Annotated in this window: 8 protein-coding genes; all 8 read right to left on the reverse strand. The window is 50.1% G+C overall.

Annotated elements, in window-relative coordinates:
- Nucleotides 1-13 precede the first annotated feature (13 nt).
- The 8 genes from GC101_RS19715 to GC101_RS19750 all read right to left on the reverse strand — a co-directional run bounded on the left by GC101_RS19715 (nt 14) and on the right by GC101_RS19750 (nt 14,613).
- Complete coding sequence (locus tag GC101_RS19715) at nt 14-487, reverse strand: GNAT family N-acetyltransferase (protein ID WP_171718613.1); 474 nt, start codon at nt 485-487, stop codon at nt 14-16.
- A gap of 132 nt (nt 488-619) precedes the next feature.
- Complete coding sequence (locus GC101_RS19720) at nt 620-2,251, reverse strand: serine hydrolase (protein WP_171718614.1); 1,632 nt, start codon at nt 2,249-2,251, stop codon at nt 620-622.
- Nucleotides 2,252-2,549: 298 nt separating this feature from the next.
- Entirely contained in the window at nt 2,550-2,969 is a 420-nt protein-coding gene (locus GC101_RS19725) for a DUF1801 domain-containing protein (protein ID WP_171718615.1), read from the reverse strand.
- A 265-nt stretch (nt 2,970-3,234) separates the two neighbouring features.
- Nucleotides 3,235-8,829 (reverse strand): Ig-like domain-containing protein, encoded by a 5,595-nt coding sequence (locus tag GC101_RS19730; protein WP_171718616.1) that lies wholly within the window; start codon nt 8,827-8,829, stop codon nt 3,235-3,237.
- Between the two features lie 375 nt (nt 8,830-9,204).
- The gene (locus tag GC101_RS19735; RefSeq protein ID WP_171718617.1) at nt 9,205-10,035 is read right to left on the reverse strand and encodes a response regulator transcription factor; all 831 of its coding nucleotides are present in this window, start codon (nt 10,033-10,035) and stop codon (nt 9,205-9,207) included.
- A complete protein-coding gene (locus GC101_RS19740; RefSeq protein ID WP_171718618.1) occupies nt 10,007-11,728 on the reverse strand; it encodes a sensor histidine kinase in 1,722 nt (573 codons plus the stop codon). Before GC101_RS19740 ends, GC101_RS19735 begins: the two co-directional genes overlap by 29 nt.
- Nucleotides 11,729-11,854: 126 nt before the next feature.
- Nucleotides 11,855-13,510, reverse strand: a complete 1,656-nt coding sequence (locus tag GC101_RS19745) for an ABC transporter permease (RefSeq protein WP_171718619.1) — start codon at nt 13,508-13,510, stop codon at nt 11,855-11,857.
- Nucleotides 13,507-14,613: an ABC transporter ATP-binding protein gene (locus GC101_RS19750; RefSeq protein ID WP_171718620.1), complete on the reverse strand. Its 1,107-nt coding sequence runs from the start codon at nt 14,611-14,613 to the stop codon at nt 13,507-13,509. Before GC101_RS19750 ends, GC101_RS19745 begins: the two co-directional genes overlap by 4 nt.

The following is a 14,613-nucleotide window of genomic DNA, read 5'->3' on the forward strand; positions in this document are numbered from 1 at the left end:
CTCCAGGCTAAATTCAACTCTGCACTCCCCTATTCTGCAGGAAAAATTTCTGATGAGGGTAATTGAATTCTTCCACCAGCTCCGCTTCGGTAAAGCCGATTTTTCTATACAATGAACGCGGGGCAATCCCCTTGCTGTCATTCTCCCTAAAGGTTATTACAGAGATATCCGCATCCTCCGGAAATAACGGCAGCATCCGCTGAATCATAGCTTCAGCAATACCTTGTCTCCGGTGTTCAGGATGGACAGCCATACAGGAGAGGCACTTGGCATTATATGAAAATAACAGAAGTCCAACTACCTCATCGGCAAGCTTGGCACACACCGCAGTTCGCCTGTTCATATTCTTAATTACCGTCTGCCTGTAGCCTGCCAGTAATTCATCCGTATCTATACCCGGAAAGTTATCGCGGACGATATCAATCATGTGCATCCAGGAATCGAGATCTGATAATTCCGCTAACTGAACCGTGTATTCATCATTCATGCTTCATCCCTCCAGAATGGCATTGTCGCATGGAATTATAAGAAATACCATTACAAAGTTAACAGGCCATGTGAAAATTACCTGCAGCACAAAAAAAGGAGCGGATGAATCGCCCCTTCTCCCTGTATGTTCTTATTGCGGCAGCAGCATGCGGAACAGCAGAGCCGCCATCTCCTGTTTGCTCAGCGCACGTTGTGAACCGTAGTCGGATATGCCGTAAGGCTCCGTAACCTCCGGTCCATGCAGCTTCCAGCTAACAATTGAACGGACAGCATCGGCAGCCCACTCCGACGTACCCGGTGCAAGCACGGCTGTAGAACCCGGTACCCTGATCCCTGTTGCTGTAAGCAGGCGGTAGACGATTGCTGCCGCTTCTTCGCGCAGAATCGGACGGTCCGGCTCGAACAACCCGTTCCCGGTTCCATTCAGCATGCCAGCCTCGACAGCAGCTTGAATATCCTGCCCGTACAGTGAATTACCGGTGTCCTTGAATAAGGACGGATTCGATGACTCCGGGATGCTCCATATCGTATTAAACGTATGGATGAACGCTCCGCGGGTAACTTTTTGCTCAGGCTCAAACGGCTCCGAAAGCTCCTCTGTCAAGAAGCCCAGTGACCGCAGGCTCAGAATATAGCCGGCATACGGATGATTGGCCGGCACATCCGGAAATCCGGCTGGATTCTCCGGGAGTTTGGTAGCATAGCTATATAGATTGGAGTATTTCATATAGAGGATATGACCTTCATTATCCGCTTTGAAGGCCAGCGGATTCCCCCCTTCATCCACGAACAGCAGCTCGCCAATCTGCTTCATCTGATGACGGTTGAGCATATCACTCACCGTTAGGGTGCCGTCTGCGTTTGCTTGAACTTTCGTCAGCAGCTTAATTCTTAGATCGGAGTACAAGCCCTCGAACCTGGCCAGTTCCGCCGCAGCCTGCACCTGATACCCCTTCGGTGCATAAGGCGATTGTCCCCCTGCGTAATAATGATTCATAAATGCGGTGAACAGATCATTACGCAAATCCTGATTGGTATTGTATGATACGAACACTCCAGTACGTCGGTCAGGCAGAATCCACAGCAGAGAGCTGTAACCTAGAATGTCTCCGCCTTTGGAGATCACCTTCTCCCCTTTCGTCTGGGCCGGGATTACAGGCGATTCAAAGCCATAGGTCGTATCCGGCAGATCGGGATGGATAACCATCCGGTAGGAAGACATCGCCTTAACCGATTCCCCGGACAGGATTACCGTACCGTCAGCAGCCTTGCCGCCATTCAGAAAAGCTTCCATGAATAGCGCCATATCAGATGCGGTTGATAACATGCTGCCTTCAGGCCACTCCGCCGGAGAGAAGCCGTATAGCGGTATAGCGCCGCCCTCCCCGTCATAGGAAGGAACGAGCCGGTCTGCCAATTCAGGAGTTACACTGAAGCTGCTTGAATTCATGCCAAGCGGCTTAAACAGATGGTTCTCCACATAGCTCCCGAAGGATTCTCCGCTTACCTGCTGCACGATATATCCCTGTAGTCTGGAAGCGAAATTATCGTACATGTAAGAGGCTCCCGGCTCGCGGACCACAGGAGGAAAGACATCATAGATGCTTTCCTTTAAAGAAACCGGCTTACGGGAAGTGTCGTACAGATAGCTGGCGTCGGCAGGTTCGCGTACTTCAAAACCTGTCGTATGCGTCAACAGATGTTCCACTGTCACCGGAGTATCATAAGGTTCGGCATGCAGTTTGATGGAGGCTGGACTCACTGAAGATTCCGGCTGCTGAGCATAGGCACTTCCCACATTAACACAACCCAGTATAAGCAGAGCGCTTAGAATGCCGGACTTGATACGGGTGTTACCCCTTTTGTTATTCCTTTTGATATACCCTTGTTTCAACTGCAGCCTCTCCCTAATGTCCTTAAATTTGGAGTTCCAAAGGGCGGAGTGAAGTGTCCGTTCCAGCCAACTCCTTCATTGTAGGGGTTCGGGTAAGCACTGTCGTGCGATTCACCTGCTAATTAAGAGGTCTCATGTGACATTGCTGTCACTTCACTTGCAGGCTTTAAGCTCCGTAAGTCTCTCTTAAGAACTCCACGGACTGCTGAATTAACTCCTTCAAGACCTCGAAATCTATATCATCCAGCTTATTAACGTATACGCAGGCTTTGCCCACCGTGTGCTTCCCCAGCCTCTGCAGCAGCTCTTCCCGCTGGGCATCACCCGTTGCAAAGTATAGGCTGATCTTCGCTTTTCTCGGCGAGAAGCCTACCAGCGGTGCATCCCCTTCATGCCCTGTTGCATACTTGTAGTGGTACGTTCCGAAACCAATAATGCTCGGGCCCCACATTTTCGCCGGATACCCCGTAGTTTCGCTGAAAATATCTAATAATTTATAAGCATCCTCACGTTTCCCTGGACTCTCTATTTGTTCAATAAACCGGGTGACGCTCTGCTCAGTTTCTTTCGTTTTCTGCTCGTACATAGGTGATTCACTCCTTTAATATATGTTCAACACGAACATTCCCCGCCATCCTGTCTCTCCCTGTTAATTTCCCACCACTATATCACATTCTTGTTATTCCATAACAGCAGCACGGATTTCTATCAGTGACTAGTATTACATCTACAAAAGCGCGGCTTCTTAGAATATCGAATTTTGTTGGTGAACACATAGCTTATGTATATGGCGAATAGTAAACAGCCCTTCCCCCGTCAGAAGACGGAAGGAAGGGCTGTTTTTGTAGTGATTATTCTGCTGTGTGATCCACCGATGCCGCTTGGATATTGCTAAATGCCCAATATTGCGCAGGGACGTCGGACCATCGCGGTGCTGCGCTTGTCAGCGGCGTGATGCCCAGGGCACGGTTAACGATGGTTACGGCCTCCGCACGGGTTAACGTTTGGTTCGGACGGAAGGTTCCATCTTCGTAACCGGTGATCATGCCCGCTTTGGCCGTCACTTCAACGGCTGCCTGTGCCCAGTGGCCGGCAATATCGCTGAAGCTGACTGCATTCCCCTGACCGTTAGTAACCAGCCGGAACAGAATGGTTGCCATTTCGGCTCTGGTGATCGTTTGGTTTGGTTTGAAGCTGCCGTCAGCGTAACCTTTCATAATACCGCTGCTGCTCACCAGATTAATTGCATTTGTTGCCCAGTGGCCGGCAGCAAGATCTGTGTATGCAACGCCGGAAGTACTGGCTGACGGGTTGAAGGTACGGGCAATGATGCTGGCAATTTCTGCACGGGTAATGCTCTTGCCCGGCTGGAAGGTGCCGTCAGCGTAACCCGTCATATAAGCCTTCACTTGTACCGCAGGACCTTGGGCAAGAACAACTGTAAATGTACTGAATTTATTGACATTAAATTGAATTCCGGACTTGCCGGTTTGACCGAAGGGTACAATTTCGCCCTTAACCAGTTCTTTGGTACCGTCGCTATGCTCAATGAAGACCGCCAGTGCCTTCAGCTGTTCTGCAGTTAACGAAGTGTTGTTAATCGGCAGCACCAGCGTCACCGGACGGCTCTGCAGATTGGTATCAATCGTTACCGGACGGCCTACCAGCGTCACCGCCCCACCGCCGGATAGACTTTGAACCTGTGCTTTTGCACGCGCTTCAGCATCTGCACTCTGCTGCTGCGTTTTTAAGGGTACCAGGTTGAAATAAATATCTGTACCAAACCCTACCAGAGAGCTTCCCGGCACCTTCACTTCCGCATTAACCGTGAAGATGTCCAGACTGATTTGATTATCGGCAAATGCCTTGCTGGAAGCGGCTGGAATCGTCAGTCTAGTTTCCGCAACCTCATCATTGACATCAGGAACAATGATTCTGGCAATATTGGAGCCAGCCGCCTTAAGCTCATTAATCGCTCTGAGCGCTTGATCCAATGCGAACGTAATAACATCACTTTTCACACCATTTGCATCCTTCGTACGGCTAACGACAACGGAGGATACATTGGAGCCTTGGGTTGAGCCATTTTCAACGTTTAGATTAATGGTTTCGGTCTGCGTGCTTGGTGTTGCTACAGGTGCCGCTCCTCCGGAACCTCCTGAACCCGATGCGGGTGGATCTGTTGGCGTGACGGGTACAGGAACGGTTGAGAAGTTCCAGACGGTTTTATCCGCAACCCCCGCAAAGCTGTTCCCTGACTCATCAGTAAATGCACCCGGGTGAATCAATACATAATAGCTGCCGCCCTGCTTCAAAAGACCGCCTGTATTAATGCTGACGGTAGCATTCGTAATGGTGACAAGCGCCTGATTACCCGCTTTAATCGTCGTTACGATCATATCATCCGCCGCATTCACAATATCAATATTGGCATCCCCGGCTAATACATTCTCGTTAAAGGTCAATGAGAGCGCAGCGGATGTGGATACTTGGGTTGCATTGTCTGCAGGACTATATGCTGTCACCAGCGGTGCTGCTGTATCAGGCCCGCTGGCTGTCACAAACCGCCAGGCTGTGATGCCTGCAATACCGGCAAAGCTGTTGCCTGCATTATCTCTAAATGCGCCTTCTGTAATCCGGACAAAGTAGCTTGTACCATGCTCCAGATTGTCAGCCGGATTAATAGTTACAACATTATTCTGAATCGTTACGATGTCTGATGTGACGGGAATCGTCACTATCGGATGAATCTCATCTGTGCTTTTGAAAATCTCAATGCTGCCTTCCGCTTTCTTTACATTCTCGCTGAAGGTAAGAACCAGATTAGCGCCAAGTGCTACTTCCGTTGCCCAAGGCTCCGGTGAATACGTGCTCACCGTTGGTGAGGTTCTATCGGGTACACCGGTTGTTGTAAAGTTCCATACTCCGCTGTCGTTGATGCCAGCATAGCTGTTGCCTGAAGTATCTTTGAACGCCCCGGTTCCAATCCGTACATAGTAACTTGTACTATACTTCAGATCGTCACCCGGATTAATCGTCACTACATGATTCTGGGTGGTTACATTTCCGGAAGCAGCGGGAATTGTAGCTACCGGCGCATTATTCGCACTATTGTAGATCACGATATTGCCTTCCCCCGCCGTTACATTCTCGCTGAAGGTAAGAGTAAGATTGGCATCAATCCCCACTTCCGTTGCCCCAGGCTCAGGTGAAAACGCGGTTACTGTTGGCGCTGTCGTATCTGGTGCAGCAGCTGTTGTAAACTGCCAGGTTGTGCTGTCAGAGATGCCTGCAAAGTAGTTGCCCGCTGTATCTGTGAATGCATCGTCCGTGATCTGAACAAAGTAACTTGTATCATACTCCAGATTGTCAGCCGGATTAACCGTCACTACATCATTCAGGATGGTCAGGTCACTGGCAGAAATCGTAGCTACCGACTTGTCAGACGCACTGTTGTAGATCACAATGCTGCCTTCACCCGCCGATACATTCTCGCTGAAAGTAAGCACAAGATTGGTCTCAACCCCTACACCTGTTGCACCGTTAGCAGGTAAATACGCGCTTACGGTTGGTGCAGCCGTATCCGGTTCACCGGTTGTTGTAAACCGCCAGGTTGTGCTGTTCGCGATGCCGGCATAATTGTTGCCGGCCGTATCTTTGAATGCCCCGGACCCGATCTTCACAAAGTAGCTTGTGCTGTAGTCCAGCTTATCCTCCGGATTGATCGTTACCACGTTGCCTTGAACCGTTACATTTTCGGAAGTGACAGGAATGGTCACAGCCGGGGTATTGCTATTCGCACTGTTATAAATCTCAATGCTGCCTTCTGCTTTGGTTACATTCTCACTGAAGGTAAGGGTCAGGTTCGCGCCAGTGGCAACCTCTGTTGCTCTATCCTCAGGCGAATAAGAGCTCACCACCGGTGGTGTAGTATCCGGCGCCTCTTCTGTTGTAAACTGCCAGGTCTCGCTGTCCGTGATTCCGGCATAATAGTTGCCTGCCGGATCAATGAATGAACTATCTCCAATATTCACAAAGTAGCTTGTATTGTATACCAGCTTAACCGTCGGATGAATTGTAACCACGTCATTAAGGATCGTAACATTATCCGATTGAACTGGAATCACCACTACCGGAACAACGTCATCCGTACTTTCGTAAATCTCAATGTTGCCGCTCTCCTTCGTTACATCCTCGCTGAATGTAAGCGTCAGATCCGCGTCAATGGCTACTCCCGTTTCTCCCTTATCAGGAGAATAAGCAGTTACAATAGGAGCTGTTTCATCCAGCTTGGCTACTGTCGTAAAGCTCCAGTCATCACCTTCAATCGCTACATTCCCAATTTCACTCTCGTTGTAGAACGTATCGCTGTCAATTGTGACTGCATATTTAGTCCCTTTATCCAAATCCTTTTCCGGATTAACCGTTACAGTATTATTCTGTACGGTTACCCTGGTGCTGTCGTCCACCGGGATGGTTTCAACCGGAGCTGACAGATCCGAAGCTTTGTAAATGTTAATATTTCCACTGGCTGCTGTCACCTTCTGATTGAAAGTCAGAACCAGCTCAGCATCGGTTGCTATATCTTTCTCAGCATTCTCTGGAGACTGACTTATAACCCGCGGAATGTTGAGAACCGGATAGGACACAATAATCACGCCGGGGTCACCGACTGCGATAAAACGATCTTGCCCGGCAATAAACCCGATGCCGTTAAGTTTTTTAGTCGTGCCTGTAGTCTCAGGGTGCCAAGTCTGGCTTGGATCAGCGGTGTAGTAGACATTCCCGCTGTCTCCCGCTGCCATAAATACGCCGCTTCCGGATGCAACTCCATTCAGATTCACTTGGCCGTCAATGGTTCTGGCCGACCATCTTGAGCTATCCGCAGAGATTACGACCGTTCCGGACGCGCCGACCGCCACGAATAAACCGCTGCCGTAGCTGATGCCGTTCAACAATTTACCGTTCGTTTTGGAATCTTCCGGTTTCCACTCCGCTCCATTGGAAGAAGTTACGATGGTACCGCCAGCACCTACAGCCACGTATTTGCCGTTGCCATAGGTAACAGCATTTAAGTGATTCACGGTCTTACTGTCGGAGATCCTCGCCCAGTTGACTCCGTCTGAAGACACTACAATTTTCCCGCTATTGCCTACTGCAACAAAAAGGCCGCTGCCGTAAACAATACTATTAAGTGTAATAGCGTCCACTGAGGTTCCAGTTGTCCAACTAGTACCGTTGTTGCTGGAGGTCAGGATTTGGCCGTTCGAGCCGACCGTTACGAACTTGCTGTTGCCATAAGCAATGCCGTTAATAGCATTAGTAGTGCCGCTAGCAACCTTCGACCAGACCTTACCGTCGGTGGAAGTGCCGATCAATCCATCCGTACCAACGGTAATATAGGTATTATTGGCGTAGGTTACCGTCTTCAGTGCACTGGAGGTGGGGGAGCTGAATTTTTCCCAGCTGCTCGTTCCGCCAGTACTTGCTGTCGCGAAAAATACAGTACCCTCTGAGCCAACGATAAAATAACCAAAATCGGTAGCCTTGATTTTCATCAGATTATCCGTAGCTCCGGCTACTGAAACTGAACTGCTCCAACCGTTCGTTCCGGTGGCTGAATATATCAGTTTGCCTGCATCGCCGGCAATGAAAAATCTGTTATTTCTAAAAGATACACTATTGAAATCCGACTTAATACTATTCGTTCCCTTTGTCCATGTGCCCAAAGCGTTCGGGGCGCTTAGGATCTCACCTGCAGCTCCGGCCGCAACAAATACATTGCCGCCATAGCTGATGCCGTTCAAATCATTAGTAGAACCGGAAGTCTGCGGCGTCCAGGCCAGCCCATCCGAAGAGTTAATAATTTTCCCGCCATCGCCAACAGCTACAAACTTGCTGTCACCATAAGCAATAGCGTTCAGATTCACACTAACGCCTGAGGTTGAAGCAGCCCAAGTGACGCCGCCATCGCTAGACGTAATTATTTTGCCTGAATCGCCGACTGCGACTAAACTGCTGCCGCTGTAAACAACTGCATTCAAGTTTTCAGATATATTTTCAGATATGCCTGTAGTCTGAGTGGTCCAGGAAGCACCATCTGTTGACGTTATGACGGTTCCCTTGTCGCCTACAGCAACAAATTTGGCGTTAGCCCCTGAGCCTATATTAATAATATCGTTCAAGTCATTAACTACCCCTGAATTACGGATCGCCCAGGTCGTGTAGTTGCTGAACGTACCCACGCTTCCTCCTTCACCTACCACAACGACTGTATTTGCGCCTATAGTTACTCCCATTACTTTGTTGCCGCTTGGCAGCGGGCTTAGGTTCTCCCAGCTTACCGGAGCTGTATTCTCCGTACCTGCAGACGCGGGCAATGCTCCTGTCACAAATAAACTGATTACGAGTAACAACGAGAAATACTTCTTCAATCCCCTGCTCATTAACAATGTATCGCTCCCCCTTATTCATTCATCATTTCCCGTCCGCTGTATAGCAAGCTTTGCTGCAGTTTGTATACGCTCCCTTAGCTCCCGCATTCTCCCTTCATCTTGCTTATCCGCGGACAAAAAACAATTAAATCTAACTAGAAATTTTCATATCTGCGGTCCATTCTATCAGACAGCTCTAAACAAACTCTTAACAATTCTCGACAAAAACCGCCTCACCAGGTCCTACATGGGGGAAATCTCTCGAAAAAGCGAAAAAAAATCTATTCCCCCCGAAAAAAATGTCTAAAACAAAAAAACGCAAGGAGCTTTCGCTCACATGCGCAATTTTATCGTATATCATATATCCCTACTAACGTAAGGCTGCAATTAGCTCCGGTTTTTCATGTCCTCACCACTGGCTGCATCCGTATTCTCTTCTCCGCGTCCGTACCGTTCCTGATAATAGCTGGGTGTACATCCGGCGTATTTCTTGAAGATTGCAATAAAATATTTATAATCCTTATAGCCTACATCTGCTGCAATGGCATATACCTTATCCTCACCGCTGCGCAGCAGATCCATCGCTTTCTGGATGCGGTAACGGTTCAGGAAATCATTGAAGGTATAGGTCGTTTCGCTTTTGAACTTCTGATTCAAATAGGTAGCACTAACGCCCAGGCTCTCCACCAGATCCTTGATCCCGATCTTCTCCGCATAATGGTCCTGAACATACTGGATCATCCTGGACACATAACGGGAAGACTTCCCCGGCAGCTTAATGACGGATGCCTGGAGAGCTTCCCCGTTTCCGGCTCCAGAGGTAAGCATTGCTGTATATTGCCGCTTCATCTCCAGCTGGCTTTTGGCCCGCTCCAGGGCTGCGAATAACTGTTCCTGTTCCAGCGGCTTCAGCAGATACTCGGTAACCCCCAGCCGGATGGCGTCCTTGGCCAGCCTGAATTCATCATAGCCCGAGAGGATGATATAGCTGCAATCCGCTTCCTCCACGCTCTGCTCAATCATGGCAATCCCGTCCATCAGCGGCATATTGACATCAACGATCACAATATCGGGGCAGAGATCCGCAATCTGGCGGAGCCCTTCCTCCCCGTTCTCTGCTTCACCCACAACCACGCAGCCGGCTCCCATCCAATCAAATGTAAAGCGCAGCCCTTTGCGGATCATCTCTTCATCCTCTACCAGCAGCACCTTGAACATCCGTCTCCTCCTTCCGGTATGGCAATCTAAATGTAACGGCAGTGCCTTCTCCCTGAATGCTGACAATCTCAATACCGTAACGGTCCCCATACATCAGTACAAGCCGCCGGTGCAGATTATGCAGCCCGATATGCGGAGCGCGGTTATTCTGCGATCCCATAATAGCCCTTACTTCCTCCAGCCGCTCCCGGCTCATTCCCCCGGCATCATCCTTCACCTCGATGATAAGATCCGCGCCTTCTACCCGGCCTACTACAGTTAACGATACGGATTGGCGCTGACGATAGCCGTATTTGATCGTGTTCTCGATCACCGGCTGCAGCATCAGTCTGGGAACAAGCGCAGCTTGGGCCTCTTGATCTACCTCTTCCCGGTAATGGAGCCTGTCCTTGAAACGGATCTGCTGCAGCTTCATATAGCCTGCAATATATTCCAGATCCTCCCCGAGCACCACATGGTCCCGCTCATTGCCTATACTGTAACGCAGGTGCCGGGAAAGTGTAAGCACCATATCCTGGGCAAGCTTGTTGTCCACTACTATGGCATAACGGAGCGTCTCCAGCACATTGAATATGAAATGCGGATGAAACTGCGACTGCAGATGCTTCACTTCAATTACTCTGCGCAGATCAGACAGCTCTATGTTCTGTGCGACCAGTTCATTCAGACGCTGTAGCATCTGATTGTATTGATTCGCTAGCGTCTCGAACTCGTCACCGGTTCCTATGTAAACGTAGGAATCCATATTGCCGGACTGAAGTTCCCGGACAGCGTAGATCAGCTTGTCTATCGCCCTTGACTGGCGGGTGGAAATAATGCGGGCAGAATATTGAATGACAATCCAGAGCAGCAGACTGGCCATCGCAAAAAACACTGCCAGAGACCAGTAAGCGCTGCGGTTTCCTTCAGCGGCACTTAAGGTATAAATCCGCCATTGCAACAGCGGTATGTATGTTTCTTTACTATAATACTTCCCTTTATCAATCCACACGTACCCCTTGGAATCACTGGCCAGGCTGTATTTATTCATCAGCCCCTGGGTCAGATTATTTGTAGTGGCAATGATGGTCCGGTAAGGGTCGGTGACCACAGCGATTTCGTTATTCTGCACGAAGAGCAGCTTCTGCAGATCCAGCTCGTACAGCTGATAGATCAGATAACCAAGCACAGCCCCGCCGTCACGGATTTCTCTGGCAAACGTATAGGCGGTGTAGCGGTCATGCGAGAAGCGGATATGGTTGGTCTCGGCCAATTCCGCCAAGCCCTGATTGTGCATCCGCCGGGCAATCGCCTGCAGTGCAAGGTCAGAGGATTCGGAGGTATAGTTGGCAGACGACGCCATGATATTTCCGTCCGCACTTATGATATACATGATGCTCTTCACCCGCTGGCGGTTATTGAAGTCATAGAACCGCTCAAATACCTCCGGGCCTTGAGCCCGTGATCCGGTAAAAGCAACAACAGAATCCAGCGTTGCTGCTTCATTCATTTCCTTAACGTAAGAGCTGTAGACTTCTTCCATCGCCGATTTGATTTTTTTACCCGCATCCGTCGTCTGGTTGATTAGCAGAAACCGCGAATTGATCATCATGAATATCAGGAACAGCACAAATAGAATAGAAATCGGCACAAGGGTATGCAGCAGAAACAGCCTGCGCAGCGAATCCTTGAAGCTCCTTTTTGCCATTGCCATACTGCTTCCCCCTCTCATTAGTTCTACTATCATACACGGGCAGCCGGAATCGGGATACCTTGCAAAATATCGGCAAAAGCCTGATAGACAAAAGCCGGTACCCGCTTACCCGGGACCGGTCTTCAATCACATGGTTACTTCTTTTTTACCGGAGAGCTTGAAGAACAGCAGCAGTGAAACCACAGTGATTGCCGTCAGCAGTGTTGATAACGCAGCCGCAACCCCATAATTGCCGCGGACAACCTCTGTGTAGACAGCAACCGTCATCGTCCGGGTATTCCCTGTATACAGAATAATAGAGGTACTAAGCTCCGTGATAATGCTAATCCAGCTGATAATCGCCCCGGCGAATACACCGGAGATCATCATCGGCACCGTAATCTTGAAGAAGGTCCGCATAGTAGAGGCTCCCAGACTGATCGCCGCCTCTTCAATGCTGTCATTCACCTGATGAAGCACGGCAGCACTGGAGCGGATCGTATACGGCAGACGCCGGATCACAAAGGCAGCAATCAGAATCACGGACGTGCCGCTCAGCACCAGCGGTTCCTTATTGAAGGTAACCAGCAGGGCAATCCCCAGAATAGAGCCCGGTACGATGTAAGGCAGCATGGTGAAGGTATCCAGAACATTCGCAACCGCACCTTTACGCTTCACCGTTACATATGCAATTAGTACAGCAGCCAGCGTAATGATGATAATCGTTATACTGGCCATCATGAAGGTATTGTAAATGGAATCTCCTACTTTGGAGAAAGCCGCGCGGTAGCTGTCCAGGGAGTAGCCGTCAACAAATATTTTGCCCGAGGTCTTCAGGAAGGATGTATAAGCTACATAGGCCTGAGGCATGAGCGCCAATAACGTGAACAAATAGACATAGGCATGAGCCGCCAGATTGGCAATGCCCTTCAGCTTTTTGGGTTCAATCGGGTTCAAAGCACTCATACTGTAGGATTTCCGGTTCGCAACGTACTTCTGCAGCAGAAAGACGGTAACCGCGAACACAACTACAATTACACTGATCGCTGCAGCAAAGCCGTCATCTCCCCCGACCTCACTGATAAATTCATTGAAAATCAGCACCGGCACGGTCCGGTACCCCTCGCCGATCAGCATTGGTGTGCCGAAATCCGCGAACGCCCGCATGAAGACAAGCAACCCTCCGGCGAGAAGTGTCGGCATAATCAGCGGCACGAGTATTTTCCACATTTTACGCAGACCCGTGCAGTTCATACTCTCCGCAGCTTCCATCAGGGAGTTGTCGACATTCTTCAGCGCCCCTGATACGTACATGAAGATCAGCGGAGACAGCTGAAGCGTCAGCACCAGCAGAATACCGGAGAAGCCATAAATGTCTGGCATGCTGAAGCCGAATACACCGGACATGAACTTCGTGATCACCCCGCTGCGTCCCAGCAGCAGTATCCAGGCATAGGCACCGATGAACGGCGCCGACATGGAGGAGATCAGGATCAGAATGCGCACCGTAGCGCTCCCTTTAATCTTGGCAATCGTCATGATGTAAGCCAGCGGTCCGGCGACCAGGATGGACAACAGCGTGACACTTACAGTCACCTTAATGCTGTTCCACACAGCGTTCATATAGTAGGCCTTGCTGAAAAATTTATGGAAGTAGGCAAGTGAGAACTCGCCGGTTGTCCCGTCAAAGAAGCTTTTGATCAGCAGCATGAATAAAGGCAAGGCCAGAAATACCAGATATCCGGCAAAAATAATGAAGGTAATCAGCGACCAGATATCCCAGCGCTTCATGCGGCCGCTCATAGGTCTAGCCCCCGGTTCAGATTGCGCTCCCCGGCTGCATCGTAGACATTAACCGTTCCCGGGAGAATGGCGAGAGTCACCTTCCGGCCAATGTCCACCACTTCAGTAGTCGCCGACTGCTGGATGATTTCCACTTCCTGGCCGTTCTCAAGCGCGACAACCAGATGTGTGCTCAGTCCCAGGAAAATGTTATTTACAACCGTTCCCGTAAGGCCCGCCCCTTCCTCCGCCAGCACGAATTCCTCCGGCCGGACTGAAATTTTAACCGCTGCCGTTCCGGAAGACTTGAGTTCCGCTTGTAGCCCCGGCACCGCCAGCGAGTAGCTGCTGCCAATATGCAGAACCGCTTCACCTTCAGCCCCGCTCTCCAGCTTCGCCTCAATGACATTGGTCCGCCCGATGAAGGTAGCAACGAACAGATTGGCCGGGCGCTGATAGATATCCCGTGGTGTTCCCACCTGCTGGATGATCCCGGACTTCATAACCGCGATCCGGTCAGATACCGCCATTGCCTCTTCCTGATCATGCGTCACGTAGACCGTGGTAATCCCGACCTCACGCTGAATCCGCTTAATGGCATTACGCATATCTACACGAAGCTGGGCATCCAGATTGGACAGGGGTTCATCCATCAGCAGTACGTCAGGATTAATAACGATGGCCCGGGCCAGGGCGACACGCTGCTGCTGGCCGCCCGACAGATTCTTGGGCATTCTGTCTTTGTACACCTCAATCTGCACCGTATCCAGAATCTCCTCTACTCTGCGCTGCAGCTCCCCCTTAGCCACTTTACGGTTCTGCAGCCCGAACGCAACATTCTCAGATACGCTTAAATGCGGAAAGATCGCATAATTCTGAAATACCATTCCGATATTCCGTTTGCCCGGAGGGACGTTGTTCATTACTTTATTATTGAAGCCGAGATTCCCGCCTTCAATACTGTTAAAGCCGGCCACCATCCGCAGCAGTGTTGTTTTCCCGCAGCCTGAAGGACCCAAAAGGGTGAAGAACTCACCCTTTTGAATGTCCAGGGACAGCTCGGGGATAACGGTGGTGTCGCCATATTTTTTGACAATGTCCTTGAAGGATATCGCAACGCTCAT

Origin of the sequence: Paenibacillus phytohabitans (assembly GCF_013141775.1) — a bacterium.
Classification (GTDB): Bacteria; Bacillota; Bacilli; order Paenibacillales; family Paenibacillaceae; genus Paenibacillus_AQ; species Paenibacillus_AQ phytohabitans.